Here is a 25,392-nt window from a genome sequence, read left to right as displayed (position 1 = left end):
CGCAGGGCAGCAAGCTGCCCGAGCATCTGCGCGGAGACTGACGTATCCTGCCCTGAGGTCTGTGTTGCGCCGCCTGTGTCCGGCCGCTGCAACCGGGCGCCGATGCATACCGGGCCGGTCCAACCACGCTGCTGGCGTGCCGCCTATGTGTTGCGGAACGCCCCGATGGTCAAGCCTTGGGCATGATCCTTGTGTGGGCAGACGTCCGGTCAGGGCTGTCTGCGGCCGGTCGAAGGCGGCTCCGCGCCTCTGTCACTCGACCGGCAGGGCCACGGCCTCGCGCACGGCCACGCTGGCGGGTGCGCGCCGCGGCGTGGCGGCGGCCAGCATCTGAAGCGACGGACGACGCGGCGGCAGCGGCACCTCGACCGCCTCGGTGGCCGGGGCGGTCGCAGCGGCCTCCGCCTGCGGCTGCGGAGACAGGCGCAGCTCCGCGATCTCGGCGGAACGCGCATCCGCCACGGCGACGGCACTGGCGAGGCCCGCGGGCCGGCGCGGCGGGAGCGGGACCTCCACGGCCTGGACCGCGCCGCTCTGGTCCGCCGTTGCCGGGGCCGCGGCGGCCGCCGACGGCTCGACGGACAGGCTCGCGAGCTGGACCGTCGCCCCGTCGAGACCGGCCGGGCGGCGCGGCGGCAGGGGCACCTCGACCCGCTCGCTCGGCACCTCCGCCACCATGGCGGCGCTCGGCGCGTAGGCCAGGGCGGACGCGGCCGGGCCGGCGGTGCGGTCGGCCGCGCCGCCGCCGAACAGGCTCGCCAGGGCGCTGGCCGAAGCCGCCACGGGGGCGACCACCGAGGCGACCTCGGTGGAGATGCCCTGGCGCTTGGCGGCGTAGTAATAGCCGCGGTTGTAGTACTGGTAGGCTTGGCTGACGTTCCCCTGGGCGGTGCGGTAGGCACCCGCCAGATAGGCCACGCCGTAGCGCAGGTTGGTCTCCGGATCGAAGAGCCCCGCGGCGTCGCCCGTGTAGCCGAGGCTGCGCGCGGTCGCGTGCTTGATCTGCATGAGCCCGAGCGCGCTGCCGCCCTTGGCTTTCGGGTTGTAGTTGCTCTCGCGCTTCACCACCGCGTGGACGAAGCTCGCCGGAACCCCGTTCGCCTTGGCCTGCTGCTCGATCAGCGCGTCGATGTTGTCGCGCGCGCCCTGCCCGAAGGCGACGGCGGGCACGACCGCGATGGCGGCGGCCAAGAGAAGGCGATGCATGCCGAGACCCGGAGCTGCTTGTTCTGTGGCTAAGCTAGGTCGCGGGCAAATGAGGCCGGAAAGCGGCCTCGGTTCGACAGCCTGTGGGCGACGGCTGCGTCGGGCGCGGTCGCGCCCGGATCTGTGCTTCGCCGGCAACAGCCGCACGGCCTTCCGGCTGCCGGCGGCGTTATCCACAGATTGGTGCGGACGGGTTCGGGCGCCGACGAAGCCGGCGCGCGTCAGGGCAGGATGAAACGCGCGACGCCGTGGGCGAAGCCGTCCGCGTCGTTGCTGTCCGTGACGGCCTGCGCGGCCGCCTGCACGGCCGCCTCGGCATTGCCCATCGCCACCGAGAAGCCGCTGCGGGCGAACATCGGCCGATCGTTGCCGGCGTCCCCGAAGGTGGCGATCCGTTCGGGCGGAATGCCGAGATGCGCGCTCATCCAGGTCACGAACCGGCCCTTGTCGAGGTGGGGCGGCGTGACGTCGAGATAATAAGCCTGCGAGCGATGCACCGTGGCCCGGTCGGCCAGGGCCGCCCCGATCTGCGCCTCGCAGGCGGCGAGGTGGGCGTGGTCGCGGCTCACGCCGACGATCTTGGAGGCGGCGCCCATGAGCGTGCCGAGGTCGGCCACGACGCGCGGCTCCGCGCCGATCGTGCGGCGTTCCAGATCCGTGTAGGGGCCGTCCGGATCGCGCAGGCACCAGGCGCCTTCGGCGAAGACCCAGATATCGAGCCCGGCGGCCAGGAGCTGATCGAGCGCGGCCCGGGCAGCGGGTTCCGGAATGAGGCGCTCCTCGATCGGCGACAGGTCGGGCCGCACCACGCTGGCGCCGTTGAACGCCCCCATCGGCAGATCGAGGCCGAGCTGGGCGACCAGATTCCGGAGCCCGATCGGTGGCCGCGCCGAGGCGATGCTGAAGCCGATCCCGGCCGCGCGCAGCCGGCTCACGGCCGCGACCGTGGCGGCGGTCAGGCGCTTGTCGCCGGTCACCAGCGTGCCGTCGACGTCCGAGATCACCAGGGCGATCCCGGCGGCTTTGGCGTGCTCCGATTCCATCGATTCACTCTGCTCCGGTCTCCGCGCACGCTTCGGCCGCGAGCTGTGCCACGACGCGGTCCGCGATCCGCTCGGGCGGCTCGGTGATCCCGACCGTGATCGGGTGCTCGTCCGGACCCGGAGGCTCGAGCGTGGCGAACTGGCTGTCCAGAAGGCGGGGCGACATGAAGTGCCCCTGGCGCGCGACCAGGCGTTCGGCGATCAGGGCCTGGTTGCCGTCGAGGAAGACGACGCGCACCCGGGGATTCCCACCGGTGAGGACGTCCCGGTAGGCCCGCCGCAGGGCGGAGCAGACCACCACACCCGATTCCCCTGCCTCCAGCCGATGCCGGATCCAGACCGCGATCCGGGCGAGCCAGGGCGCGCGATCCTCGTCGTCCAGCGCGTGCCCCGCGTGCATCTTCGCCACGTGCTCGGGGGTGTGGAAGCTGTCGCCGTCGGCGAAGATCCAGCCGAGCTTCTCGGCGATCAGGGCGGCGACGGTGCTCTTGCCCGAACCCGAGACGCCCATGACCACGAGGACCTGCGCGGCGGAGGTCGCCATCGCCGCATCGTGCGTTGTCCCCGTCTGCGGATTCATCAGGACCACCGCGGCTCCGAGGCGCTCTGGGCACCGTGAGGTTCATCAATAGGACGAGGACCGGGGAAGGAAAGATCGTCGCATCGATCCGAGCATCATGCGGCGGGCTAGGAACCACCCCGCAGACCGTGCGTTCTCATCTGCGAAGACGGAACATTTCAGGAACATAGATCGATGGCCAGCACCGCCGGGAAGTCAGCGTCGAAGACCGATCAGAAGTCCGCAGCGGCTTCGGACAACCCCAAGACCGATCCCAAGGACAGCTCGAACCAGATCAAGGATCCGGACCAGTGGACCACCGGCGGCGAGCCGATGACCGGCGCTCAGGCGTCCTATCTCAAGACGCTGTCGGAGGAGGCCAAGGCGCCCGAGGCGTTCGACCCGGAGCTCGATAAGGCCGAGGCCTCCAAGCGGATCGATGATCTCCGCCACAAGGCCGGTCACGCCTGACCAGCCGGCGGGCGCGTCCGCGTGAACGGGCGCGCCCTGGCGGAAGCCAAGTCCTGTTTTAAGCCTGTTTGATAACGCTGTGTCGCGCATTCCATTAAGCCGACGGCAAGTGCAGCAACGCTAGACATGATCCCGGGCTGAGCGGCCGCGCGCGTGGCACCGCTTGGCGAGAGGGCGTTTCGACCATGGACGAGCCGAGTTGCGGCAGGACGGGGGCGGGCACCCCGCTGGTCCGGATCCTAGCCGGCCTCGCAGGTCGGACGATCGTCGAAGGAACACGATTCAAGCGGGACGCTCGCGGATCGACGGCGCTGGAATATGCGTTGATCGGCTTCCTGGTGTTTGTGGTCGCAGTCGGAAGCATCCGATTCTACGTGTCGCGACTGAATACGGTCTACGACCGGATCAACACGGCCGTCACGCAGGGCAACTGAGCGCTGCCGCGCGCCGGGTCGAGCCGGGCGACGCCGATCCGCCCGGTTTGCGGGCGGCTATTTTCAGAACCCGATAGTGCTGTCGTGCCGCCGCAAGCGGTGTTTTCCCCTGCTTGCCCTGAAAAAGCTGTGCTTAGCGAGGATGAATCCGCGGGCTCGACCGTCGCGGGTGCAGTGTGGCCCACCCGCTACGGACACCCAGGCCGCCTTGGGCTAGGCACGGGCTCGGCAATACCGATGGGCAACATCTGGATGCGCACACTTCCCCTCGCCCTGCTCGCCGCGACGGCGATGTCGGGCTGCACGTACCTGCCCGCGGCGGGTCCGACGGCGAGCGCGATCCAGGCGGGGTCGGAGGTGGCGACCGCCGACGGCGGCCTGCTGGCGCGCTACGAGATCATCGACGTCACCCCGAGCGTGGTCGAGGCCCTGCGCGGCCGGCCGCTGGACAGCCTGCTCGCCTCGTTCGGCGATCACCGCCCCTCGACCGAGCCGGTCATCGGCATCGGCGACATGGTCTCGGTCTCGGTCTGGGAAGCCGGCTCCGGCGGCCTGTTCTCCGGCCCGCTGGTCGCCGACCGGTTCTCGGCCGGCTCCAAGTCCGCCCTCATCCCCGAGCAGCCGGTCGGGCGCGACGGCGCCATCTCGGTGCCCTATGCCGGCCGCATCAAGGTCGCCGGCCGCCGCACCCAGGACGTCCAGGCGCTGATCGAGACCGAACTCGCCGGCAAAGCCATCCAGCCGCAGGTGCTGGTCTCGGTCACCCGGCCGATCAGCCAGGCCGTGACCGTCACCGGCGAGGGCGCGGCCGGCGCCCGCCTGCCGCTCTCGGGCCACGGCGACCGAATCCTCGACGTCATCGCCGCCGCCGGCGGCAACCGCGCGCCGGTCAACGAGACCTTCGTGCGGCTGTCGCGCGGGCCGGTCACCGCCACGGTGCCGCTGACCACGGTGGTGTCCAACCCCAAGGAGAACATCTACCTGCGGCCCAACGACGTGCTCACGCTGGTGCGCGATCCGCAGACCTTCATCGCGGTCGGCGCCCTCGGCAACAGCACCGAGCTGCCGTTCCAGGCCGATGGCATCACCCTGGCGCAGGCGCTCGCCAAGGCGCGCGGCCTGTCGGACTTCGCCGCCGACCCGGCCGGCACGTTCATCTTCCGCTTCGAGCCGGCCAGCGTCGTGCGCCGGCTCAACCCGGGCTCGAAGCTGCTCGGCACGCCGCTCGTGCCAGTGGTCTATCGGATCGACATGCGCGACCCCAACAGCCTGTTCGTCTCCCAGGCGTTCCGGATGCGCAACCGCGACCTCATCTACGTCTCGAACGCGCCGTTCACCGAGGTCTCCAAAGTGCTCACCGCCTTCAGCGGCGTCACCGGGCCGATCTCGTCGCTATCGACCGCGTACTTCTACGCGAAGTAACACGCGGCCCGCCCTCGGGGCGCGACGGAAAAAAATCGCGTTTCCCGCTATCCTCGCGTATGGGCTTCGGGTGCGGTGCGGGAAAGGTGTGGCCATTGCACTCCGCTTCGCCCGTGGCTGCCGCACGCAAGGATGCCTAGAAGAGGCCGATGAAGATCGGACGCGTCGTCCCCGCAGGTGGGCCGTTCCGGCCCGCGCTGATCTCCCTGAGCCTGTGTGTTGCGCTCCTGTCCGCCGCCCCGGCGGCGGCCGACATCGTGATCGGCGTGGCGGTTCCACGCTCGGGGCCCTACGTGGCGGTCGGAGAGCAGGTGCTGCGCGGGGTCGAGGCCGCGGCCCGGGACGCGAACGCCATGGGCGGCCTCGACGGCCAGCCCGTGACCCTCGACGTCCAGGACGACGCCTGCGACTCGAACACCGCGACGGCGGTGGCCAACCATTTCGTGCGCTCCGACGTGCGCCTCGTCGTGGGCCATGTCTGCTCCAACGCCTCGATCGCGGCCTCCGACATCTACGCCCAGAACGGCGTCGTGATGATCACCGCCGCCTCGGTGGCGGCGCGGCTCACCGACCGGGGATTGCCGACCGTCTTCCGCGTCTGCGGGCGCGATGACGACCAGGCCCGGCTGTCGGCGGCCGTCCTGGCCGAGCGCTTCCGGGACCGGAAGATCGCGCTGATCCAGGACCCGACCCCGGCATCCCGCACCCTCGCGGCCGCCACCAAGGACAATCTCAACCGCATCGGCGTCAACGAGGCGCTGTCGCTGTCCTTCTCCCCCAGCGACGCCGACGATGCCGCCTTGGCGGATCGCCTCAAGGCTGCGGGGATCGAGGTGGTCTATTACGGCGGCGATGCCACCGAGATGGGCCGCTTGGTGAAGGTTGCCGCCGACCGAGGCTTTCGCCCGCAATGGTTCGGCACCTCGGCGATCGCCACGCCGGATTTCGCCAAGATCGCCGGGCCGGCCAGCAACGGCGTGCTGATGACCTTCTACCTCGACCCGAGCCGGCAGCCCGCCGCGGCGAGCGTGGTGAAGGCGTTCAAGGCCGAGGGCGTCGATCCGACCGGTTCGACGATCTACGGCTACGCGGCCATGCAGGCGCTGGTCGCGGCCGGCAACTTCGCCCATTCCGCCGCGCCGCGGGCCGTCGCCCAGGCCCTCCACACGGAGCGCTTCGACCTCGTGCTCGGGACCGTAGGCTTCGACGCCAAGGGCGACGTCACCGCGCAGGGCTACGTGCTCTACGTCTGGAAGGACGGGAGCTTCACGCCGGCCGGGAAGTGACGGCCCGCGAGAGGCTCTTTTCGCGCCCTAGCCGCCCGCAGCATCGACCTCCGCGCCGCGGCCCAGGCCGCGCAGCAGGTCGGCGAGGTGCGGCCGGACCCGCAGCTGCAGGGCGTGAAGCTGCCGGACCGCTTCGCTGAGCTGACCGCCCCGGTTCAGCATCGCGTCGGCGAAGCCGATCATCCGGGCATTGGGCCAGGCGGGCTCGCGCAGGGCGTGCAGGCGCGCCACCAGCGCCTCGGCGGATGTCTCGGCCTCGGTCTGCGCGAACACAATCAGCAGCGCCGCCGTCGAGCGCGACAGGCCGTAATGGCAATGCACCAGGAGATGGGCGGCACCGTCGAGCTGCCGTCCGAAGTCGAGGATGGCCGCGACGTGCTCGGGCTGCGGCGGCACGAGGCCCTCGCCGGGGCCGAGGCAATCGTGGAAGCGCAGGGTCGTGCGGGCATGGAGGCCGTAGCCCGCGAACGCCTCGGGTTCCGGCGTGCCGGGATCGAGCAGGGACAGGACATGGCTGACGCCGCGCGCGCCGTGGCCCGCCAGCTCCTCCAGGCCGCAGACGGTGTGCAGGGTGACGGCGGGCTCTGATCGCATCCGCGGCGCGTAGCACGAGGGGATGCCCGTTTCGAGGCGGGACGGAACTGGCCCCGGCGCCCGCGACTTTCGAGAACCGGCGCGGACGTGCTACCTGCGGCCGCCGATCCCGCGCCGGCCGGATCGGAGTTGCTCGAACGAGATGCCGTTGGACGAGACTTACATCGCGCACCCTCCCACGGCCGGGACGCGGCGCCGGACGGTGTTGACCGCCGGCCTCGGCGCGGCCGCCGCGATCGCCGGGCCGTTGGCGGCTCCCGCTCGCGCGGAGGGCGCACCCGAACTGCGCTGGCGTCTGTCCTCGGCTTACGCGAAGAGTCTCGACATCCTGTTCGGCGCGCCCGAGGCGCTCAGTCGGATCGTGGCCGAGGCCACGGATGGGCGCTTCCAGATCCAGGTGCAGGGCCCGGGCGAGCCTGTGCCCGCGGACGGATTGCTGGACGCCGTGGCGGCGGGCACTGTCGAGATGGGCCACGGCCCCGCGACGCTGGGCATGGCCAAGGACCCGACCTTCGCGCTCGCCACCGCGATCCCGTTCGGCCTCAACGCGCGGGGCGCCGCCGCCTGGTGGCAGGCGGGAGGCGCCGCCGAACTCTTCGGCGAGGTCTTCGCGAAGGCTGGTTTGGTCTGTCTGCCCGGCGGCAATACCGGTGCCCAGATGGGCGGCTGGTTCCGGCGCGAGATCAAGAGCCTCGCCGACCTCCAGGGCCTCAAGTTCCGGATCGGCGGCATGGGCGGGCAGGTGCTGGCCAAGTTCGGGGTCCAGCCGCAGGCGGTGCCGGGTCCCGAGATCTACGCCGCCCTGGAGAGTAAGAAGCTCGATGCCGCCGAGTGGATCGGCCCTTACGACGACGAGCGGCTCGGCCTGCAGAAGGTCGCACCGGTCTATCACTATCCCGGCTTCTGGGAGGGCGGCGCGATGCTGCACTTCTGGTTCAACGCCGAGAAGTGGAAGGCGCTGCCGAAGGCCTATCAGGCTGTCCTCCGGATGGCCGCCGCCGAGGTCGGCGCCGATGTTCAGGCCAAATACGACGCGCGCAACCCCCAGGCTTTGCGCCGGCTCGTCGCCGCGGGGGCGCAGCTGCGCCCCTTCCCCCAGGAGGTGATGGAAGCGGCCCTCAAGAACGCCAACGACGTCTACGGCGAGATCGCCGCCAAGAACCCCGATTTCCGCCGGGTCTACGAGGCGATGCGCACCTTCCGCAACGAGGAGTACCTCTGGTTCCAGGTGGCGGAGTATACCTACGACAATTTCATGATCCGGGCCCGGGCGCGGGGATAGCGTCCGGCCGGGCAATGGCGGGCGGGGAGGGCTGGATGGCCGGAGCGCTGAAGGTCGGTTTGGTGCTGCTCGGGGCTGCGCTGCCCCTCCAGGCGCAGGCGCAATCCTCCGCCAACCTGACGGCCCTGCGCGGGCTCGTCCCGGTGGCGCGGCTGCAGACCTCGCCGGATGGCCGGGCGGCGCTCGACGCGAATCTACGCGTCACCGGCGACATTCAGACCGGCGATCTCAAGCAGCCGATTCTCCTGCCGTTCCCCGAGCAGCAGCAGCTCGCCCTGCGGGACTGCTTCATCACCGACGGCAACGCCGCGAACCTCGCCGACGGCCTCGGCACGACGCTCGCCCAGGCCTACCACGCCAAGGCGACCTACAGCGACTACAAGACCTTCACGAGCATCGCCCCGGCGGTCGCCAACCTGATCGGCTACACCAACAACGTGAGCAAGTCGGATTCGAATTCCGGCAAGTACTTCTTCGCCAACGCCACCACCAACGGCAAGCATCCGGTCTCGGCCGAGGCCGCCGCGATCCTTGCGGACGGCGCCGTGACCGACGTGTTCGGAAAGGCCTACGACCGGCCCGCCGGCAGCCCCGGTGCCGACCGCTACGGCAATTCGCGGCCGTTCCAGACCCTGCCGCGCCTCCGGGCCTATCGCGGCCAGGACTATTTCGGCGATCCCTCCCACAGCCTCGACTGGCTGCGCGGCCCCTCGCAGGATCTCGCCGACAGCCCGTCCTACCCGAGCGGCCACACCACCTACGGCTATACCGAGTCCATGCTGCTCGCGCTCCTCGTGCCGGAGCGCTACCAGCAGATGGTCGCGCGCGCGGCCGAGTACGGCAACGACCGGATCATCGTCGGCGCCCATTACGCGATGGACGTGCTCGGCGGGCGGGCGACTTCGCTCCACGCCCTGGCTCACCTGCTGGCCAACGATCCGGCCTATGTCGGCCAGATCCGGAAGAACCCGGCCGTGCTCGACAAGGCCAGTGCCGAGGCCGACAAGACGGTGGGCGTGACCGATTACCGGGCGCTCCTGACGGAGGCCCGGGCGGCCATGACCGCGGCGCTGAAGGCCGGCTGCGGCGACACGGTGGCGGCCTGTGCCGCGAAGGATGACGGCCGGTTCAAGGACCCGGCCGCCAATGCGGCGTTCTACGCGGCGACCCAGACCTACGGCTTGCCCGTGGTGCATCCGGAGATCGCCGGCCGCCGGGAAGACGTGGCCAAGGTCGCCCCGGAGGCGGGCCACCTGCTCACCGCGGCCTTCCCGTCGCTGACGCTCGACGAGGCCAACGCCATCCTCACCGAGACCCAGGGACCGGGCGGCGGCTTCCTCGACGACGGCTCGGAGTTCGGCGTCTATTCCCGCCTCGACCTCTACACGGCGGCCGGCAAGGCCGCGGCGCTGGCGGCGAGCCGCGGCGGGACGAGCGCGACGCGCTGAAGGGGACGCCGACTGCGTCGTCGCGCCGTCAGCGCAACACCCCCTCCGCCAAGGCGCGCTGGATGCCGCGCACGTCGGTACCCTTCTTCAGGGTACGCTCGATCGGCTGCGGCGTACCTGACACCCAGATCTTGAGTTCAGCATCGAGATCGAACGTGCCGGCCGTCTCGACCGAGAAGCGCACGATGGCCCGGTAGGGCACGGACAGGAACTCGACCTTGCTGCCCGTGACACCCTGCACGTTGATCAGGATGACGCGGCGCTCGGTGAACACGAACACGTCCCGGATGATCTTGAAGGCGAGGCGGGCCGTCTCGCCCTCGATCAGGATTCCCTCGAGTCTGCGCTCGAGGGAGGCGGCATCGACCGCGCTGCCGTGGCCCAGCAATCCGTCAAGTAGACCCATGATCCCGCCGCTGCGTCATGTGTGTCCGCCTACGATAGCATCCACCCGAGGCGAAGACTCCACCGATACGGGCCGGCGGGAGCGCCGCGAGGCTCAGGCACGGCGCCCCGCTCTCACGGCGACCCGCCGCGCGCTCACGGCGTGCGCTTGCGCAGCACGAAGTCCCCGAGCGCCAGGAACTTCTGGGCCCGCTTTCCTGTGTCGACCTCGGTGGTGAACACGTTGCCCTTCGAATCGACCGCGAGGTTGTGGACCCAGTGGAACTGGCCCGCCATGCGCCCGTTCCGGCCGAAGGCTCCGACCACCTCGCCAGTGGCCCGCGACAGGGTGCGGACCTCGTTGTTGGCGCCGTCGGCGTTGAGCAGGTAAGTCTCGTCGGCGTCCGGCCACAGGGCCAGCTCCCAGACCGAGCCGTTCGCCCGGGTGTTCTTCTCGACGAAGAACTCCTTCACGAAGGTCCCGTCCTTCTTGAACACCTGGATGCGGTCGTTCGTCCGGTCGCAGACATAGACCAGCCCATCCTGGGCGATCCGCACGCAGTGGACCGGGTTGGCGAATTGCTGGGATGGCGCCGCCGCCGGGTCGTAGGGGCCGAGCTTGTCGTCAGTCGGCGGCTTCCCGTAGGCGCCCCACATCCGCTTGAACGCGCCCGTATCGCGGTCGAAGACGATGATGCGGTGGTTGTAATAGCCGTCCGCGACGTAGACCTCGTTCGCCGCCATGTCGAAGTCGACATTGGCGGGCTTGCCCAGGCGGCTGGTGTCGCGGCTGTCGGTCTGCGGGCCGGATTTGCCGATCTGCAGGACGAACTTGCCGTCGGGCGTGAATTTCAGGAGCTGCCCATCCTGGTCGCCGTTGCCGGCGATCCAGACGAAACCCTGGCCGTCGATCTGGATCCCGTGCTCGTTGGTCGGCCAGTCGTAGCCCGCGCTCGGGCCGCCCCAGCTCCGCAGGAGGTTGCCGGCCTGGTCGAATTCCAGCACCGACGGAGCCGGCTTGCAGCACTTGGTGCGCGGCGGATCGAGGCTCGCGGCCTTCTCGTCATCGGTGAGCGTCCGGGGCCGCTGGACCACCCAGACATGATCCTGCGCGTCCACGGCGACGCCGGCCGCCTGACCCATGATCCAGTCATTCGGCAGCGGCTTCGGCCAGGACGGGTCGACCTGAAAGCGCGGTGCGTCCGCAGCAGGCGCCGGACCGGCGAGGGCGAGCAGGCAGGCGAATGCCGGCAGCGCGGCGAAAATCCTCATGGCGTATCCTCAACCGCGCCTGTCCCGGCGCTCGCGGCCAGCATGGCGCCCGGCGCAAGCGGGATCCAGCCACACGGGGGCGCTCCGATGACAAAGGGCGCCGGATCAGGGGCCGAAAAAGAAAAAAGGCCACTCCCGAAGGAGCGGCCCGAAGTCTAGGGAGGAAACGCCCAAGAAGGGCTGCGGAAGGGCGACGCCATCGCTCTCCCGCGCTGCACAATCTGCGCCGATGGGCGAAAATTACAAGAGGATCAGGACAGCAGGGCTGTCCTTTTGTGCGTCTGCACACGTGTCCGCGGACGGCTGTGTTGAAAATGTCGCAGGCGGTGCGGCGTGGCCGAAATCTGAATTTTCGCGGGCCAGGGTGGCGGACCACCCCATAAGTTGCTGATCAGGCGCGGTTTTGTCGGATCAAGCGGCGCGACGCCCCGCGGTTCGACTGCGTCTTCTCATCTCGGACCCGCCGAGAGACGAATTCGCCATGCGCTCTAGCTCTCCGGCCAAGTCTTCCGTGGGACGGCTGAAGCAAGGGTCAGGGTGCGCATGGCGATTCAGGGTGAACGGATCCGGGTCCTCAACGATGTCGAGCCGCGCGGAGACGGGGATTACGTCCTGTACCTCTTGCAGCAGGCCAATCGGGCCCAGTTCAACCCGGCCCTGGAATTTGCCATCGAGGAGGCGAACCGGCTGAACCTGCCGGTCGTCGCCTGCTTCGGCCTGCTCGATGGCGCGAGCGGCTTCCCCGAAGCCAATGCCCGGCACTACGCGTTCCTGCTTCAGGGGCTCGCGGACGCGAAGGCGGGTCTCGAGACGCGCGGGATCGGCTTCGTGATGCGCAAGGCCTCACCCGCGAAGGTGGCGATCGACCTGTCCGCGGACGCCGCGCTGCTCGTTCTCGACCGCGGCTATCTCGCCATCCAGAAGGGCTGGTACCGGGAGATCACCGCGGCCGTCACGACGCGGATCGTTCAGGTCGAGGGCGACGTGGTCGTGCCCGTCGAAACGGCCTCAACGAAGCATGAATACGCCGCGCGGACGCTGCGGCCGAAGCTCAACCGGCTCTGGGACCCGTTCATCGCGGAGCTGACGCCGCGCAAGCTGAAGCGCAAGGCGGAGGGCCTCAAGCTCGAGACCGAGATCGACGTCTCCGATCCGGAGGCGGTGCTCGCCGGCATGAGCCTCGACCGGGTGGTCGGGCCGGTGAAGCGCTTCACCGGCGGCGAGACGCAGGCCCGCAAGCGGCTCAACGCGTTCCTGAAGGACGGGTTCGCGGGCTACGGGGCCGGGCGCAACATGCCGGAGGCCGCCGCCTCGCACATGAGCCCGTACCTGCATTTCGGCCAGATCTCGCCGGTGGAGATCGCCCTGGCGGTGCGGGAGGCCAAGATCGGCGATGACGACGACCACAGCGCCTATCTGGAGGAGCTGATCGTCCGGCGCGAACTCGCCATGAACCACGTCTTCTACACGGAGGGGTACGACGATTACGACAGGGCGGTGCCGGATTGGGCGCGCAAGACCCTGGCGGAACACGCCGAGGATGCCCGCCCGCACACCTATGCGGAGGACCAGCTCGCGGCCGGCGAGACCCATGATCTGTACTGGAACGCGGCGATGCGCGAGATGCGCGAGACCGGCTACATGCACAACCAGCTGCGGATGTACTGGGGCAAGAAGATCCTCGACTGGTCGCCCTCGCCCAAGGAGGCCTTCGCGCGCACGCTCCGGCTCAACAACCGCTACTTCCTCGACGGACGCGATCCGAACTCTTTCACCAACGTCGCCTGGGTGTTCGGCCTCCACGATCGCCCGTGGCAGACGCGCAAGGTCTTCGGCACCGTCCGCTATCAGAGCGAGAACTCGCTCAAGAAGTTCGACGCCAAGGCCTATGTGAAAGCGGTCGAGGCGCTCTGCGCGGCGGAGGCGGACGGGTAGGGCGGCCCTGGCGCCGATCGGGCCCGAGGCTCCGACTTTCGGCGCGCCGGGTCAGGCTGCAGCGGTCGGCGCCACAGCCGATCTGAACATGCGCGCAGCCCGGATCGGTGCGGTGTCGCGCGGCCTATGCGCCGTCGCGCGCCCGTCCGTGCTGGACCCCTCGGATCCGGACGGGGGCCAATCCTTGCCGATTGCGGTATAGCGTTCGCTCCGGCAGTGCGGGTGCAGAGCTCAGACAGGATCGAGATGCGGGACGAGGCGCAGGAGACGATGGACGCCCCGCTCCCGAAGCGTTCGCGCTACCGCCGCTCGATCATGCGGCTGCGCTCGGCCTCGATGGAGGCTTATCCGCTCTGGCGCGGCCGGCTGCTGTTCCTGGCCGGCGGCATCGGCGTCGGCCTCGCCGCCGTCCTCATGGCCAAGGGTGCGGATCTCGCGCAGGACGGATTCCGGCGTCTGATCGCGATCTCGCCGCTGATCGCCCTGGTGCTCACGCCGGCGGGGTTCGCGCTCGCGGCGCTGCTCGCCCGCACGGTCTTCCCGAACTCGCAGGGCTCGGGCATCCCGCAGGTGATCGCCGCCCGCCACGCCCGCGATGCGGGCTTCCGCTACGCCCTGATCTCGCCGCGTGTCGCCTTCGGCAAGGTGATGGTCCTGTTCCTGGGGCTGCTCTGCGGCGCCTCGGCCGGCCGCGAGGGGCCGACCGTGCAGGTTGGCGCCGCGATCATGGCCGCCTTCGGGCGCCTGACGCCGGAGCGGCTGCCAGGGCTGCTTCTCGCCGGCGGCGCCGCGGGCGTGGCGGCGGCCTTCAACACGCCGCTCGCCGGGATCGTGTTCGGGATCGAGGAACTGGGCCGGGCCTACGAGGCGCGCTCGTCCGGGCTGATCGTCGCCGGGATCGTGGCCGCGGGCCTGACCTCCCTCTGGCTCCTCGGGAACTACACCTATTTCGGAACGACCCAGGCGGAGCTGCCGCTAGCCGCGGGCTGGATCGTGCCTCTGATCGCCGCCTTGGGCGGCCTCGCGGGCGGCGTGTTCAGCCGCCTCGTGATCCTGTTCGCCCGCGGGCTGCCCGGCGCCGCCGGGCGGCTGGTCCGGGGCCGGCCGGTCCTGTTCGCGGCGGCATGCGGCCTGTGCGTCGCCCTGTGCGGGCTCGCCTCGGGCGGTGCCGCCTACGGCACCGGCTACGAGGAGGCCCGGGCGATCCTCCACGGCGACGCCGCGGCCGGCTGGAGCTACGCGCCGCTGAAATTCGCCGCCACCGTGCTCAGCTCGATCAGCGGCATCCCGGGCGGCCTGTTCGCGCCGTCCCTGGCGGTCGGGGCCGGGATCGGCGGCACGGTCCACGGCCTGCTTCCGGATATGCCGGTGGGGGCGCTCGTGCTGATCGGGATGGTGGCCTACCTGACGGGAGTGCTCCAGGCGCCGATCACGAGCTTCGTCATCGTCACCGAGATGACCCAGAACCACTCAATGATGATCCCCCTGATGGTGGCGGCGCTGATCGCCGACGCCGCCTCCAAGGCGGTCTGCCGCGGCGGGCTCTACCACACCCTGGCGGAGATCATGCTGGAGCGCGCCGACGTCCCGGCGCAGCCGGTGACCAAGACCGCCTGACCGACCTTGAGAATAAAAGCGGACCGGGCCAGATTCGGCGGAACGGTCTCGCTTGGCGCCGGTTGAGGCAGGAATTGTCAGCCCGCCCTGCGGGCTAAGCCGGAGTGACGCCATGACCCTTCTGAAGTGGGCCCTCATCTGCTTCGTGATCTCGTTGATTGCGGGCGGTCTCGGATTCACCGGCATCGCCTCGGGCGCGGGCTCGCTGGCGCGGATCCTGTTCGGGCTGTTCCTGCTGATCGCCATCGTGATCGTCGTGATCGCCTTCGCGGTCGGCCAAGCGGTGTTCTGAGGCCGACGCGATGCGGGACCGGGTCTGCCTCGTCACCGGGGCGACCAACGGCATCGGATACGAGACCGCCCTCGGGCTCGCGCGCCGCGGCGCGCGGGTCGCGATCGTCGGCCGGGACGCGGAGAAGGCGCAGGCCTGCGCGGCGCGGATACGCGCCGCCGTGCCCGGCGCGGCGGTCGACGCGCATGTCGCGGATCTCTCCGCTCAGGCCGAGATCCGGCGCCTCGCCGGTGCACTGCGCGACGCTTATCCGCGCCTCGACGTGCTGGTGAACAATGCCGGTGCGATCTTCGACCGGCGCACGCTCACCATCGACGGCATCGAGCGCACCTGGGCCCTGGATCACCTGGGCTACGTGCTGCTGACCCTCGAACTGCTCGACACCCTGAAGGCCTCGGCGGCGGCCGGCGGGAAGCCGCGGATCGTCAACGTCGCCTCGGCGGCCCATTACCGGGGCCATATCGACTTCGGCGACATCGAGGGCGCCCGGCGCTACGGGGCGATGCGGGCCTACGCCCAGGCGAAGCTCGGCAACGTCCTGTTCACCTATGCCCTGGCCCGGCGCCTGAAGGACAGCGGCATCACCGTCAACGCCCTGCATCCGGGCGTGATCAACACCGGCTTCGCCCGGAACACCGGCGGCCTGTTCGGCACCGCGTGGTCGCTGATGCGCCCGTTCCTGTCGAGCCCCGACAAGGGCGCCGAAACCTCGCTCCATGTCGCGAGCGCTCCCGAACTCGACGGCGTCACCGGCCGCTACTTCTCGCATCGGCGGCCGAAGCCATCCTCGGCCGAGAGCCGCGACGAGGCCGTGCAGGAGAGGGTCTGGGCACTCAGCCTCCGACAGATCGGCCGGAGCGGCTGACCGGCGCAAGGCGCCGTCACGCCGCCGCCCGGACCCCGTGCTCGCCCTGCTGCTGGATCTCGATGAACACCCGGGTGACGTCCGGGCTGCGCTGCTTCAGCGCCCGGTCGAGGCGGGTCACGAGGCTCTCGACCTCGCCGGCGCTCAGGTCGTCGGCCATGTCGATGCTGAGATTGACCAGGATGTCGGACGGGCCGAGGTGCTGGGTCAGCACCTCGTTGACGTGGAGCACGCCCGGCTCGGCCCGCGCCAGATCGCCGATCGCGGCCACGATCTCGGGATCGGCCGCCTCGCCGATCAGCAGGCCGTGGGTCTCGATCATCAGGAACCCGGCCATGCCGACGAGCACGAGCCCGATCCCCACCGAGGCCCAACCGTCGAGGCTTGGCATCTCCAGGATGTGCGACAGGCCGACGCCGGCGAGCGCGATCAGGAGGCCGATCAGCGCGGCGGCGTCCTCGGCCAGCACCGTGAACAGGGTCGGGTCCTTGCTGCGCCGGATCGCCCGCACGGCCGAGTGCTTGCCCTTCTCGGCCCAGAACTGGCGCATCGCCACGAAGAACGACGTGCCCTCGGCCGCGATGGAGAAGCCCAGGATCGCGACGTTCACCCAGATCCCCGGCAGCCGGTATCCGAGGATCTCGGCATCCACGTCGGGCTCCGGATGGCGGATCCGCGCGATGCCCTCGTAGATCGCGAACAGGCCGCCGCCGAGGAAGATCATCAGGGCGACCACGAAGGCGTAGAAGTAGATCTCACGCCCGTAGCCGAATGGGTGGCGCTCGTCGGCGGGCCGCTCGGCCCGCTTCATGCCGACGAGCAGCAGCACTTGATTGGCCGTGTCGACCACCGAATGCACCCCCTCGGCGATCATCGCGGTCGAGCCGGTCAGCGCCCCGCCGACGAACTTCGCCGCCGCGATGGCGAGGTTGGCGCCGGCCGCCGCGTAGATCGCCCCCGTGCTCTCATGCGCCATCCGGTACCCTCCTGCACTCCATCACGCGCGGCGGCAGCCGCGGCGGTGCAAGCGTTCCCGCGCGCGACCGGTTCCCGTGTGGACGCGGACCGACACCCCGTGCAACCTGCGCCCGTTCAAGAATGCCCGGAGGCAGCATGGCCGACGCCCGCTACGATCCCGACAACATTTTCGCCAAGATCCTGCGGGGCGAGATCCCGTGCCATCGCGTCTATGAGGACGCGCATACGCTGGCCTTCATGGACGTGATGCCCCAGGGCGAGGGCCACACCCTGGTAATCCCGAAGGCCCCGGCCCGCGGCCTGCTCGACGCCGAGCCTGAGTCGCTGAGCGCCCTGATGACGAGCGTCCAGACGGTCGCCCGCGCCGTGAAGGCGGCCTTCCGGGCCGAGGGCCTGACGCTGTTCCAGTTCAACGAGCCGGCCGGCGGCCAGACCGTGTTCCACCTGCACGTCCACATCATCCCGCGGCGCGAGGGCGTGCCGTTGAAGCGGCACGAGGGCGGGATGGCCGACAACGCAATCCTGGCCGAGCACGCCGCGCGGATCCGCGCGGCGCTCGAAGGGCAGGGCTGACGCTCAGGCGGCGCTCACCGAGTCACCGGATTGGGCCATGCTGGCGAGCAGGCGACGCAGGGCGGCGTTCTCGGTCTCCAACTCGCTGACGCGCTTCAGCAGCATGGCCAGAGCCGCCTCGGTCGTCGCCGGATCGGGCGCGGGCGCCGAACCGGCGGCCCGGGCCGGCTCCTCGAACGTGACGCCGATGCCGTCCTCGCGGCGCCAGCGCAGGGTTGCCCGGTATGTGCGGTCCTTCTGCGGAATGTAGAGGTCGAACGCCTCCGGGAGCGTCGTCGCGTCGCTCATGACGAGGCGCGCGCCGGAGGAGGACATGTCCCGCACGAGGCAGTCGAAGCTCGACGACCCGTTGTTGAAGACGATGCGGCCCTTGAGGAAGACCCTCTGCCGCGTCTCTTTGCGATGCTCGGACATGCGGCCGGCTCCGAAGTGCTGACGATGCTCCGGATCCTGCCTGTCAGCCCTTAAGGAATCTTGGTCAGGATACTGGAGTCACGGCCTGTTTGAGCGGCCGATGTTGATGGATCGACCGAGGCCGGCGGTGCATCCCGGCTACGCCCGCAGGCCGTCCGGCTCGATCGCGCGGGTCTGGACGGCGCGCAGCAGCGCGATCACGAGACCGAAGATCGTCAGCACGTCGCAGGTCAGGCCGAAGACCGAGCCGACCAGCAGGTTGTGGCCGCCCCAGCACAGCGAGGCACCGAGGAAAAGGAGGCGCATGGGCTGCGGCGCCGCGTTGAGCCGCGCGGCCGTCGCGAGCAGCGTGCCGACGGCCGCGCAGGCCGACGGCCAGCCGTTCCACGTGGCCACCGTCAGGCAGGCCGCCACGAGGGTGCTCGCCGCGAAGAGCGGCGGGACCCAGCCACTCCGGCCCGGCATGCCCACGCACCGCAGGGAGACGAGGCTCTGCATCACCGAGATGGCGCACATCGCCGTGCCGGTCAGCGCGCCGAGCGTCAAGTAATGGGCGCCGAAGCAGGCGGCACAGGCCGCCGACGCCAGGAGGATTCGATCCCGGCGCGGCATGATGCCAGCGATGAAGCCGAGGGATAGACCGAGTGATCCGAACAGATCGAGGTGCGCTGCGGCCGAAGCGTACCAGGAATACAGAACATCGACGGCGTTCATTGTCAGCGCCCAACCGGCGCAGGGGCGCCGTTTCTGTCGGATGCGCTAGGTTCGCATGGTAATCAGTTGGTTAACGCCAGCCCGCCCCGCCCGAATGGTCACGCGAGCGTGTCCGCCGCGCCGCAATCGTGAGCGAAACCGGCTTCACGCCAGGTCTTTCCGGGGCGCCGGAGGCGAGCCCGGGATGCGGGCTCCGCGGCCGCGCGTATCAAAGCATACGTCAAGCTGACAAGTATTAGCCGTGTAATCGGACTAGACGACCGGACTTAACATAAATCAATCTGGGAATGCGGTTCGTCGCCTGGGGAACAATGCCTGCCAAGTCCGGTTTCCCGGGCATTGAACTCGGGACGACATCTCGGCCGATCGGGCCGCGATGGGTGCGACCGTGCGCGATACCGGTGGTCTGACCCAGCTCTCACATGCAGCTTCCGACGAATGACGACCATCATCCGGTTGCCGAGCGCTTCCGGGACTTCATCCAGCATGTGCCGTTCCCCTGCGTGGGTGCCAAATCCGCCCTCTCGCGGGGCCAGATGAAGATCGTGGTCGCCCGCGACATCACGTCCGGCTGGGACGACACCCGCATCTATCCGGCGCTCCTGGCCTTCATCTGCCGCTACCGCGCGCAGCCGAACCTGTTCCAGAGCTTCGTGGTGCTGTTCGAGGGCCCCCGAACCCTCTCGGAGGAGGCGTTCGAGGCGGCGCTCTGGGAGCGGGTGCAGTCGCTCTCCGACAAGGACCAGTGCCTCGGCCAGGGCTACGACCCGCGGGTCGCCTCGGACCCGGAGGATCCGCATTTCTCGCTGAGCCTGGGCGGCGAGGGCTTCTTCCTGGTCGGGCTGCATCCGGGGGCGAGCCGGCGCGCCCGGCGCTTCGAGACGCCGGCCCTCGTGTTCAACCTCCACGACCAGTTCGAGCGCCTGCGTGCGGAGGGGCGCTACGAGCGCCTGCGCGCCTCGATTGTCGATCGCGACGCCGCCTGGACCGGCTCGGTCAACCCCATGCTCGCCCATCACGGCGAGCGCTCGGCGGCCCGGCAGTTCAGCGGGCGCGCGGTCCCCGACGACTGGGCCTGCCCGTTCCGGCGCGGGGCCGCCGCGGCCCCCTGGGACGCGCAGCAGGTGGCCGAGGATCTCTCGAACGGCGCCTTCGTGGCGCGCCAGATGGACAGCTGAAGGGCCGCCCGATGACGCAATCCGAACCGTTTCCCCAGAACGAGGAAGCTGTGCTGGCTCTGGCGCGCGCCGTGCGCGACACCGGCTACACCTTCACGACGGTGACCCCCGCGACCCACGCCCACGTCAACGCCCGGCCGCGCAATGCCGAGGCGAAGAGCCTGCGCGACGTGTTCGGCTGGAGCCGTCCGTTCCGCGCCGACCTGCTGCCCGAGCCGATCCTGCGGCTGATGCGGGAGGCCGGCGCCGTGGTCGAGGACGGCCCGCTCCTGCGGCCCACGATCCGGTTCTCCAGCCTCGACGGCGAGCTGTTCGCCCATTCCTCGTACCCGCCCAGCGCCGCCGACGCGGTGTTCTTTGGGCCCGACACGATGCGCTTCGCCGGCGCGGTGATCGCCCATCTCGAGGGTCGTTCGGGGCCGGTGCGCCGCGCGGTCGATCTCGGCTGCGGCTCTGGGGCCGCCGGAATCTGCGTCGCCAAGCGCGCGCCGGGCGCCGAGGTCGTGCTGGTCGACATCAACCCGGCCGCCATGCGGGCGGCGCGCGTCAACGCCCGGCTTGCCGGCACGGACGGCGTCGACGTCCGCCACAGCGACATGCTCCGCGACGTCGAGGGGCAGTTCGACCTGATCGTGTCGAACCCGCCCTTCATGATCGACACCGCGGCGCGCGCGTACCGGCATGGCGGCGGTCCGCTCGGCGCTGGGCTGTCGCTCGCGGTGGCCGAGCAGGCGGTCGAGCGGCTGGCCCCCGGCGGCAGCCTCGTCCTGTTCACCGGTGCGGCGATCGTCGAGGGCGAGGATCCGTTCCGCGACGCCGTTGAGGCGCTGTGCGGCCGCGCTGGCCTCGACTGGAGCTATCGCGAGTTCGACCCGGACGAGTATGGTGAGGAACTGGCGAATGCCGTCTACGACGAGGTCGAGCGGCTCGCGCTGGTCATCCTTACGGTCACGCGCCGGTGATGCAGCGATGAACGACGAATTTCTCCGGGATGCCCTCGTGGGCCTGACGGCCGGGCCGAAGACGCTGCCGGGGAAGTTCCTCTGGGACGAGACCGGCTCCGACCTGTTCGACCGGATCTGCCACAACGCCGACTACTACCCGACCGCGCAGGAGACGGCGCTCCTGCCCCAGGTCGCGGCCGACGTGGCGCGCGCGGTGGCGCCGGGCGTGACGGTGGTCGAGTTCGGCAGCGGCGCGAGCCGCAAGATCCGCACGCTCCTCGACGCCCTGGACAGCCCGTCCGGCTACGTGGCCATCGACATCTCGGGCGCGTATCTCGAAGCGGCGATCCGGCGGCTGGCGCCGGATTACCCGGGCATCACCATGGTGCCGGTCTGCGCCGACTACTCGAAGCCGGTGCAGCTCCCGGTCTCGGCGGGGCCGGGCGGGATCCTCGGCTTCTACCCGGGGACGAGCATCGGCAACTTCGACCCGCGCGACGCCGGTCTGTTCCTGGAACGGGCGCGCGCGACACTGGGCCCGAGCCTGTTCCTGGTCGGTGCCGACGGCACGACCGATCCCGCGCGCCTGGAGCGCGCCTATGGCGGCGCCGACGGGCTGATGGCCGCCTTCCACCGCAACATCCTGACCCGGCTCAACCGCGAGTGCGGTGCCGATTTCGACATCGACAATTTCCGGCACGAGGTCCGGCTCCTGCCCGAGCCGTTTCGCGTGGAGGCGCATCTGGTGGCGATCCGGCCGGCCATCTACCGGCTGGGCGACCGGAGCATCGCGTTCGCCGCCTCCGAGAGCATCCGGACGGATACGTCGCACAAGTACACGGCGGACGCGTTCCAGGCCCTGGCGCGAGCGAGCGGGTGGCAGCCCCGCGCGCTCTGGCAGGCGGACGGTGGCAGCTTCAACCTGCACCTGCTGCAGGCGGAGGCCTGATCCGGGTTCCGATCACGGTCCCCGGGTGACGGATCCCTCCGTCATCGCGGGCGCAGCGACGCGACCCAGGGCAGCGCGACACGGGGCGTCGTCGCGCCGCCGGCTTGCTTCGCGTCGCTCGCAAAGACGCCGGCACCGAGATCCGTGGATCAGATCGAGGCGATGGGCTGGTGCTTGCCGTCATGGGCGGCGCCCGAGGCCATGCTCTGGGTCTCGCCGGCCTGCTGCTGGTCGCGCCGCGGAGGCGGATAATCCGTCAGCGGCCGCCAGGGCGCCGCCGGGGCGCCGAGGCGAATGCTGCCCGGCTTGAGATAGATCCAGACGGCAAAGGCCATCCACGGAACGACGAAGAAGACGAAGGCAGCGAGCCCCACGGCATTCCTCCGGGCAGTGATGCGGTTCGGTGAAAACGCGGTACCGGCCGATCGGGATCCCGGGTTCCTCCGGCTAGGGAGACGGGCGCTGTCCGGCCGCCTGCTCGGGCGCTGCACGGCCGGCCGGGAGGACGAGGTCGCCCAGAGCCATCTGTACCGCAGCCAGGCCTTCGAGCCCGTGCATCAGGGCGATCTCGCCGCGCTGCTCGTGGCGGATGCCCTGCGCCATGATCCGCAGGCGGAGGTCGTCCGCCTGGCGCATCGCGTCATCGGCCATGGCGATCGCGCCGGCATGGTGGAACGTCATGAGCGCCACGAACCGCGCGTCGAAGGCCGGGCCGTCCAAGCCGCGGAGCGCCTCGATCTGGCCGGGATCCAGCATGCCCGGCATGGAATCCCGCTCGGCCAGCGCGCAGATCTGGGACGCGTCGCCGAACCAGCTGCGCCACCATTGGTCGAAGACCGTGTTCTCGCCGGTCTGCGCGGCCGCGATCAGGCGGGCGAGCGACCGGAGATGACTGTCCTGGGCGCGCTCGGCCCCGAGCTTCGCGAGCGCGATCCCCTGCGCGTGGTGGGCCATCATGCGCCGCATGTAGTCTTGGTCGTAAGCCGGATCGTGCCCGGTCCAGGGGATCTCGCGGCCCTGCCAGCCGAGGAGCGCCAGTGTGCCGAGGGCAAACACGCCGAGGATGGCCCCGCCGCTCCAGACGGCCGCGAACCGGCCGTGCGCCGAGGGGCGCCGCCCCGCCACCGTGTCCCGCAGATACGGGAACAGCGGATAGAGCGAGGCCGAGGTGAGGTGGACCAGGAAGCCGATCCAGTAGGGCTGCTCCAGCGGGAAGATCGGCTGCCAGAACGGCAGGAGCGGCACCAGGAAGAGCCATTCCGACGCGGAGGTGAAGAGGGCCCAGACCGGCGCGATCAGCAGGATCGTCCAGGGCCGGAGGCCGGCGGTCCAGCGCGCGAACAGGCCGAAGAACACCAAGGCCCAGGAGAAGTCCGCCCATTGGTGGAACAGGATGCCGGTGAGGATCACCGGCCAGGACGGCTCAACCTGGAGGGCCGCGTCGCGCATCGGGATGGCGGCGACCACCATCCAGTCGACCACGGCGTCGCGCCCGATGCGGGTGGCGGTGAACTGGCTGACCAGGGTCGAGAACGTGCTGCTGAACAGGCCGAGCAGGGCCGCGGCGCGCCAGTTGATCCCGGCCTGGCTCGACCAGAGACGCCTCACGATGCCGCTCACGCTTGGGTCCCCGTCCCCGACCGGGTCTGCCATAGGGGGCCGGCTCGGCGCGGGCGACAGCCTATGTTGGAGATTGCCGCGACACGCGCCTGGAGCCGGACCCCGGCGGGACCTACACTGCGGCCGCTCGGCCCGATGCCGGCACGCAGCACGCAGCCTGCAGGGAGCACGCGATGGCAGATCTCTCCGGAAAGACCGTCCTGGTCACGGCCGCGGCGCAGGGGATCGGGCGCGCCAGCGCGCTCGCCTTCGCGCGGGCCGGCGCGCGGGTCCACGCCACCGACATCAACGCGGACGCGCTCGCCGCCCTGCAGGCCGACGGCCTTCAGACCGCGATCCTCGACGTGCTCGACGCGGGCGCCGTCACCGCCCTGGTCGAGCGGATCGGCGCGGTCGATGTCCTGTTCAACTGCGCCGGAATCGTCCATGCCGGCAGCATCCTGGAGATGCCTGACGCCGACCTCGACTTCGCTATCGACCTCAACGTCAAGGCGATGATCCGCACGATTCGCGCCGTGCTGCCGGGCATGCTGGAGCGCCGCGACGGCGCCATCGTCAACATGGCCTCGGTCGCCTCCTCGGTGAAGGGCGTCCCGAACCGCTTCGCCTACGGGCTGACCAAGGCTGCGGTTGTCGGCCTGACCAAGTCCGTCGCCGCCGATTACGTCGGCCACAACATCCGCTGCAACGCGATCTGCCCCGGCACGGTGGAGAGCCCGTCGCTGCAGGAGCGGATCCGCCAGCAGGGCGATTACGAGCAGACCCGCGCGGCCTTCGTCGCGCGCCAGCCGATCGGGCGGCTCGGCACGCCGGAGGAGATCGCCGATCTCGCCGTCTATCTCGCGGGCGCGACCTACACGACTGGGCAGGCGGTCGTCATCGACGGCGGCTGGACGATCTGATCCGACGTCAAGCGTCTCAGAACAGGCGTCTCAGAACCGGGCGACCAGCGCGACGCCTCCGATCATCAAGGCGCCGCCCAGGATCCGCCAAAGGCCCGCTTCGTGGACCTTGAAGCCGACCAGTCCGAAATGGTCGAGCAGGATCGAGGTGACCACGCCCGCCGTGACGATCAGCCCGAGGAAGGTGGCGGCGCCGATCCGTTTGGAGATGTAGAGCTGCGCCATCGTCAGGCCCGCGCTCATCAGGCCGCCGAGCCACGCCCACCAGGGCACCTGCGCGAGGCGGTCCATCCCCGGCACGCCGTATTGCCCCGTCACCAGCATGGCTGCCCCGATGGTGAGGATGCTGACGACGAGGCTGACCACGCCGGCCAGGAGCGGCCGCGCCAGGGACTTGGCGAGGCCCGCGTTCTGGCCCGGTTCGATTGCGGTGGCGATGCCCGCCAGCAGGGCGAAGCCGTAGAGGAAGATCATGCTGGGATCCTGAAGGAAGCGGAGAGCCGGAGGGTCGGGCGGCGGGTCAGAACACCGCCACGAGGGCGACGCCCGCGACCATCAGGACGCCTCCGAGAATGCGCCAGCGGCTGGCGCAATGGCGCTCGAAGCCGATGAGGCCGTAATGGTCGAGGGCGATCGAGCCGATCACGCCCGCCGTGATCACGCAGCACAGGAACGGCGCGGCGCCGACCTGCTCCGAGATGTAGAGCTGCGCGAGCACGACCGCGGCCCCGAGGATGCCGCCGGGCCAAGCCCACCACGGAACGCGCGTGGCCGCGTCGGTCGGGCTCTGGCCGCGGAGCCGGACGACGATGATGACGCCGAGGAAGCAGACGATCGCCAGGGCGAAGCAGAAGACCCCCGCCAGCATCGGCTGCCCCGTGACCTTGGCCAGCGTGGCGTTCTGGCCGGGCTCGATGGCGTTGGCGACGCCCGCCAGCAGGGCGAAGCCGTAGAGATACCACATGGGCTGTCTGGGATGTCCCGAGGGAGGGCGCCCGGCGCGCCGGGCG

28 protein-coding genes are annotated in these 25,392 nt (G+C 70.2%); 15 read left to right on the top strand and 13 right to left on the bottom strand.

Features of this window, described 5'->3' with window-relative positions; translation table 11 throughout:
* Positions 1–252: 252 nt before the first annotated feature.
* From M6G65_RS22750 to M6G65_RS22740, 3 genes are all read right to left on the bottom strand, one after another.
* On the bottom strand, positions 253–1,206 hold the full coding sequence (locus M6G65_RS22750; RefSeq protein WP_238197599.1) for a transglycosylase SLT domain-containing protein: 954 nt from the start codon (positions 1,204–1,206) through the stop codon (positions 253–255).
* A gap of 221 nt (positions 1,207–1,427) precedes the next feature.
* Positions 1,428–2,249 carry a Cof-type HAD-IIB family hydrolase gene (locus M6G65_RS22745; RefSeq protein WP_238197598.1) on the bottom strand — a complete coding sequence of 274 codons (822 nt, stop codon included), beginning with the start codon at positions 2,247–2,249 and terminating at the stop codon, positions 1,428–1,430.
* A 4-nt stretch (positions 2,250–2,253) separates the two neighbouring features.
* Complete coding sequence (locus tag M6G65_RS22740) at positions 2,254–2,793, bottom strand: gluconokinase (protein WP_250102917.1); 540 nt, start codon at positions 2,791–2,793, stop codon at positions 2,254–2,256.
* A gap of 210 nt (positions 2,794–3,003) precedes the next feature.
* On the opposite strand from M6G65_RS22740, the gene M6G65_RS22735 reads away from it, so the two are divergent.
* The 4 genes from M6G65_RS22735 to M6G65_RS22720 all read left to right on the top strand — a co-directional run bounded on the left by M6G65_RS22735 (position 3,004) and on the right by M6G65_RS22720 (position 6,421).
* The gene (locus M6G65_RS22735; protein WP_238197596.1) at positions 3,004–3,279 is read left to right on the top strand and encodes a DUF3072 domain-containing protein; all 276 of its coding nucleotides are present in this window, start codon (positions 3,004–3,006) and stop codon (positions 3,277–3,279) included.
* A 185-nt stretch (positions 3,280–3,464) separates the two neighbouring features.
* Positions 3,465–3,713 carry a Flp family type IVb pilin gene (locus M6G65_RS22730; protein ID WP_238197595.1) on the top strand — a complete coding sequence of 83 codons (249 nt, stop codon included), beginning with the start codon at positions 3,465–3,467 and terminating at the stop codon, positions 3,711–3,713.
* Between the two features lie 252 nt (positions 3,714–3,965).
* Entirely contained in the window at positions 3,966–5,135 is a 1,170-nt protein-coding gene (locus M6G65_RS22725; RefSeq protein WP_250102916.1) for a polysaccharide biosynthesis/export family protein, read from the top strand.
* Between the two features lie 149 nt (positions 5,136–5,284).
* Positions 5,285–6,421 (top strand): branched-chain amino acid ABC transporter substrate-binding protein, encoded by a 1,137-nt coding sequence (locus M6G65_RS22720; RefSeq protein ID WP_238199847.1) that lies wholly within the window; start codon positions 5,285–5,287, stop codon positions 6,419–6,421.
* A 27-nt stretch (positions 6,422–6,448) separates the two neighbouring features.
* On the opposite strand, the gene M6G65_RS22715 is transcribed toward M6G65_RS22720, so the two are convergent.
* Positions 6,449–7,015: a tyrosine phosphatase family protein gene (locus tag M6G65_RS22715; RefSeq protein ID WP_238199848.1), complete on the bottom strand. Its 567-nt coding sequence runs from the start codon at positions 7,013–7,015 to the stop codon at positions 6,449–6,451.
* Between the two features lie 142 nt (positions 7,016–7,157).
* Between M6G65_RS22715 and M6G65_RS22710 the strand changes: the two genes are divergently transcribed.
* Both M6G65_RS22710 and M6G65_RS22705 read left to right on the top strand, forming a co-directional pair.
* A complete protein-coding gene (locus M6G65_RS22710; protein WP_238199849.1) occupies positions 7,158–8,297 on the top strand; it encodes a TRAP transporter substrate-binding protein in 1,140 nt (379 codons plus the stop codon).
* A 35-nt stretch (positions 8,298–8,332) separates the two neighbouring features.
* The gene (locus M6G65_RS22705) at positions 8,333–9,745 is read left to right on the top strand and encodes a phosphatase PAP2 family protein (RefSeq protein WP_250102915.1); all 1,413 of its coding nucleotides are present in this window, start codon (positions 8,333–8,335) and stop codon (positions 9,743–9,745) included.
* Between the two features lie 28 nt (positions 9,746–9,773).
* On the opposite strand, the gene M6G65_RS22700 is transcribed toward M6G65_RS22705, so the two are convergent.
* Entirely contained in the window at positions 9,774–10,151 is a 378-nt protein-coding gene (locus tag M6G65_RS22700; protein ID WP_238199853.1) for a PH domain-containing protein, read from the bottom strand.
* 134 nt (positions 10,152–10,285) lie between these two features.
* Positions 10,286–11,401 carry an NHL repeat-containing protein gene (locus M6G65_RS22695; protein WP_238199854.1) on the bottom strand — a complete coding sequence of 372 codons (1,116 nt, stop codon included), beginning with the start codon at positions 11,399–11,401 and terminating at the stop codon, positions 10,286–10,288.
* Positions 11,402–11,944: 543 nt separating this feature from the next.
* Here M6G65_RS22695 and M6G65_RS22690 point away from each other — a divergent pair.
* From M6G65_RS22690 to M6G65_RS22675, 4 genes are all read left to right on the top strand, one after another.
* On the top strand, positions 11,945–13,336 hold the full coding sequence (locus M6G65_RS22690) for a deoxyribodipyrimidine photo-lyase (RefSeq protein ID WP_238199855.1): 1,392 nt from the start codon (positions 11,945–11,947) through the stop codon (positions 13,334–13,336).
* A 246-nt stretch (positions 13,337–13,582) separates the two neighbouring features.
* A complete protein-coding gene (locus tag M6G65_RS22685) occupies positions 13,583–14,953 on the top strand; it encodes a chloride channel protein (RefSeq protein ID WP_250102914.1) in 1,371 nt (456 codons plus the stop codon).
* Positions 14,954–15,065: 112 nt separating this feature from the next.
* Positions 15,066–15,245, top strand: coding sequence for a DUF1328 domain-containing protein (locus tag M6G65_RS22680; RefSeq protein ID WP_010685332.1), 180 nt, complete (start codon positions 15,066–15,068; stop codon positions 15,243–15,245).
* 10 nt (positions 15,246–15,255) lie between these two features.
* Positions 15,256–16,110, top strand: a complete 855-nt coding sequence (locus M6G65_RS22675; RefSeq protein ID WP_250102913.1) for an SDR family oxidoreductase — start codon at positions 15,256–15,258, stop codon at positions 16,108–16,110.
* A 16-nt stretch (positions 16,111–16,126) separates the two neighbouring features.
* Here M6G65_RS22675 and M6G65_RS22670 read toward each other — a convergent pair whose 3' ends face one another.
* Entirely contained in the window at positions 16,127–17,086 is a 960-nt protein-coding gene (locus M6G65_RS22670) for a cation diffusion facilitator family transporter (RefSeq protein WP_192709798.1), read from the bottom strand.
* A gap of 137 nt (positions 17,087–17,223) precedes the next feature.
* Here M6G65_RS22670 and M6G65_RS22665 point away from each other — a divergent pair, with 137 nt between their 5' ends.
* On the top strand, positions 17,224–17,661 hold the full coding sequence (locus M6G65_RS22665; RefSeq protein WP_238199857.1) for an HIT family protein: 438 nt from the start codon (positions 17,224–17,226) through the stop codon (positions 17,659–17,661).
* 3 nt (positions 17,662–17,664) lie between these two features.
* Here the strand turns inward: M6G65_RS22665 and M6G65_RS22660 are convergent, their stop codons facing one another.
* Complete coding sequence (locus M6G65_RS22660) at positions 17,665–18,075, bottom strand: PilZ domain-containing protein (protein WP_238199858.1); 411 nt, start codon at positions 18,073–18,075, stop codon at positions 17,665–17,667.
* A 138-nt stretch (positions 18,076–18,213) separates the two neighbouring features.
* Positions 18,214–18,789 (bottom strand): YgjV family protein, encoded by a 576-nt coding sequence (locus M6G65_RS22655; RefSeq protein WP_238199859.1) that lies wholly within the window; start codon positions 18,787–18,789, stop codon positions 18,214–18,216.
* A 422-nt stretch (positions 18,790–19,211) separates the two neighbouring features.
* On the opposite strand from M6G65_RS22655, the gene gntA reads away from it, so the two are divergent.
* Genes gntA through egtD form a run of 3 tightly spaced genes read left to right on the top strand, consistent with a single transcriptional unit; the run spans position 19,212 to position 21,860 of the window.
* Positions 19,212–19,967, top strand: coding sequence for a guanitoxin biosynthesis heme-dependent pre-guanitoxin N-hydroxylase GntA (gene gntA, locus M6G65_RS22650; RefSeq protein ID WP_238199860.1), 756 nt, complete (start codon positions 19,212–19,214; stop codon positions 19,965–19,967).
* Positions 19,968–19,978: 11 nt separating this feature from the next.
* Positions 19,979–20,929, top strand: coding sequence for a methyltransferase (locus M6G65_RS22645; protein WP_238199862.1), 951 nt, complete (start codon positions 19,979–19,981; stop codon positions 20,927–20,929).
* 7 nt (positions 20,930–20,936) lie between these two features.
* Complete coding sequence (gene egtD / locus M6G65_RS22640; RefSeq protein ID WP_238199863.1) at positions 20,937–21,860, top strand: L-histidine N(alpha)-methyltransferase; 924 nt, start codon at positions 20,937–20,939, stop codon at positions 21,858–21,860.
* Between the two features lie 149 nt (positions 21,861–22,009).
* On the opposite strand, the gene M6G65_RS22635 is transcribed toward egtD, so the two are convergent.
* Both M6G65_RS22635 and M6G65_RS22630 read right to left on the bottom strand, forming a co-directional pair.
* The gene (locus M6G65_RS22635; RefSeq protein WP_238199864.1) at positions 22,010–22,234 is read right to left on the bottom strand and encodes a hypothetical protein; all 225 of its coding nucleotides are present in this window, start codon (positions 22,232–22,234) and stop codon (positions 22,010–22,012) included.
* Positions 22,235–22,307: 73 nt separating this feature from the next.
* Complete coding sequence (locus M6G65_RS22630; protein ID WP_238199865.1) at positions 22,308–23,480, bottom strand: DUF305 domain-containing protein; 1,173 nt, start codon at positions 23,478–23,480, stop codon at positions 22,308–22,310.
* A 173-nt stretch (positions 23,481–23,653) separates the two neighbouring features.
* Between M6G65_RS22630 and M6G65_RS22625 the strand changes: the two genes are divergently transcribed.
* Positions 23,654–24,382 carry an SDR family oxidoreductase gene (locus tag M6G65_RS22625; RefSeq protein WP_238199866.1) on the top strand — a complete coding sequence of 243 codons (729 nt, stop codon included), beginning with the start codon at positions 23,654–23,656 and terminating at the stop codon, positions 24,380–24,382.
* A gap of 30 nt (positions 24,383–24,412) precedes the next feature.
* On the opposite strand, the gene M6G65_RS22620 is transcribed toward M6G65_RS22625, so the two are convergent.
* Complete coding sequence (locus tag M6G65_RS22620; RefSeq protein WP_238199867.1) at positions 24,413–24,856, bottom strand: DMT family transporter; 444 nt, start codon at positions 24,854–24,856, stop codon at positions 24,413–24,415.
* A gap of 46 nt (positions 24,857–24,902) precedes the next feature.
* On the bottom strand, positions 24,903–25,346 hold the full coding sequence (locus M6G65_RS22615; protein WP_238199868.1) for a DMT family transporter: 444 nt from the start codon (positions 25,344–25,346) through the stop codon (positions 24,903–24,905).
* Positions 25,347–25,392: the final 46 nt, after the last annotated feature.

The sequence above is a fragment of the Methylobacterium tardum genome (assembly GCF_023546765.1).
Lineage (GTDB): Bacteria > Pseudomonadota > Alphaproteobacteria > Rhizobiales > Beijerinckiaceae > Methylobacterium > Methylobacterium tardum.
This window is presented reverse-complemented; position numbering and strand designations above follow the sequence as displayed.

Excerpts from the sequence above, each read along its gene's own strand:
- M6G65_RS22685 (WP_250102914.1), top strand. The coding sequence starts at position 13,583 with ATGCGGGACGAGGCGCAGGAGACGATGGACGCCCCGCTCCCGAAGCGT.
- M6G65_RS22730 (WP_238197595.1), top strand. The coding sequence starts at position 3,465 with ATGGACGAGCCGAGTTGCGGCAGGACGGGGGCGGGCACCCCGCTGGTC.
- M6G65_RS22690 (WP_238199855.1), top strand. The coding sequence starts at position 11,945 with ATGGCGATTCAGGGTGAACGGATCCGGGTCCTCAACGATGTCGAGCCG.
- M6G65_RS22725 (WP_250102916.1), top strand. The coding sequence starts at position 3,966 with ATGCGCACACTTCCCCTCGCCCTGCTCGCCGCGACGGCGATGTCGGGC.
- M6G65_RS22750 (WP_238197599.1), bottom strand. The coding sequence starts at position 1,206 with ATGCATCGCCTTCTCTTGGCCGCCGCCATCGCGGTCGTGCCCGCCGTC.
- gntA (WP_238199860.1), top strand. The coding sequence starts at position 19,212 with ATGCAGCTTCCGACGAATGACGACCATCATCCGGTTGCCGAGCGCTTC.
- M6G65_RS22670 (WP_192709798.1), bottom strand. The coding sequence starts at position 17,086 with ATGGCGCATGAGAGCACGGGGGCGATCTACGCGGCGGCCGGCGCCAAC.
- M6G65_RS22660 (WP_238199858.1), bottom strand. The coding sequence starts at position 18,075 with ATGTCCGAGCATCGCAAAGAGACGCGGCAGAGGGTCTTCCTCAAGGGC.
- M6G65_RS22645 (WP_238199862.1), top strand. The coding sequence starts at position 19,979 with ATGACGCAATCCGAACCGTTTCCCCAGAACGAGGAAGCTGTGCTGGCT.
- M6G65_RS22620 (WP_238199867.1), bottom strand. The coding sequence starts at position 24,856 with ATGATCTTCCTCTACGGCTTCGCCCTGCTGGCGGGCATCGCCACCGCA.
- M6G65_RS22735 (WP_238197596.1), top strand. The coding sequence starts at position 3,004 with ATGGCCAGCACCGCCGGGAAGTCAGCGTCGAAGACCGATCAGAAGTCC.
- M6G65_RS22745 (WP_238197598.1), bottom strand. The coding sequence starts at position 2,249 with ATGGAATCGGAGCACGCCAAAGCCGCCGGGATCGCCCTGGTGATCTCG.
- M6G65_RS22675 (WP_250102913.1), top strand. The coding sequence starts at position 15,256 with ATGCGGGACCGGGTCTGCCTCGTCACCGGGGCGACCAACGGCATCGGA.
- M6G65_RS22680 (WP_010685332.1), top strand. The coding sequence starts at position 15,066 with ATGACCCTTCTGAAGTGGGCCCTCATCTGCTTCGTGATCTCGTTGATT.
- M6G65_RS22655 (WP_238199859.1), bottom strand. The coding sequence starts at position 18,789 with ATGAACGCCGTCGATGTTCTGTATTCCTGGTACGCTTCGGCCGCAGCG.
- M6G65_RS22700 (WP_238199853.1), bottom strand. The coding sequence starts at position 10,151 with ATGGGTCTACTTGACGGATTGCTGGGCCACGGCAGCGCGGTCGATGCC.
- M6G65_RS22720 (WP_238199847.1), top strand. The coding sequence starts at position 5,285 with ATGAAGATCGGACGCGTCGTCCCCGCAGGTGGGCCGTTCCGGCCCGCG.
- M6G65_RS22625 (WP_238199866.1), top strand. The coding sequence starts at position 23,654 with ATGGCAGATCTCTCCGGAAAGACCGTCCTGGTCACGGCCGCGGCGCAG.
- M6G65_RS22740 (WP_250102917.1), bottom strand. The coding sequence starts at position 2,793 with ATGGCGACCTCCGCCGCGCAGGTCCTCGTGGTCATGGGCGTCTCGGGT.
- M6G65_RS22710 (WP_238199849.1), top strand. The coding sequence starts at position 7,158 with ATGCCGTTGGACGAGACTTACATCGCGCACCCTCCCACGGCCGGGACG.
- M6G65_RS22715 (WP_238199848.1), bottom strand. The coding sequence starts at position 7,015 with ATGCGATCAGAGCCCGCCGTCACCCTGCACACCGTCTGCGGCCTGGAG.
- egtD (WP_238199863.1), top strand. The coding sequence starts at position 20,937 with ATGAACGACGAATTTCTCCGGGATGCCCTCGTGGGCCTGACGGCCGGG.
- M6G65_RS22665 (WP_238199857.1), top strand. The coding sequence starts at position 17,224 with ATGGCCGACGCCCGCTACGATCCCGACAACATTTTCGCCAAGATCCTG.
- M6G65_RS22695 (WP_238199854.1), bottom strand. The coding sequence starts at position 11,401 with ATGAGGATTTTCGCCGCGCTGCCGGCATTCGCCTGCCTGCTCGCCCTC.
- M6G65_RS22615 (WP_238199868.1), bottom strand. The coding sequence starts at position 25,346 with ATGTGGTATCTCTACGGCTTCGCCCTGCTGGCGGGCGTCGCCAACGCC.
- M6G65_RS22705 (WP_250102915.1), top strand. The coding sequence starts at position 8,333 with ATGGCCGGAGCGCTGAAGGTCGGTTTGGTGCTGCTCGGGGCTGCGCTG.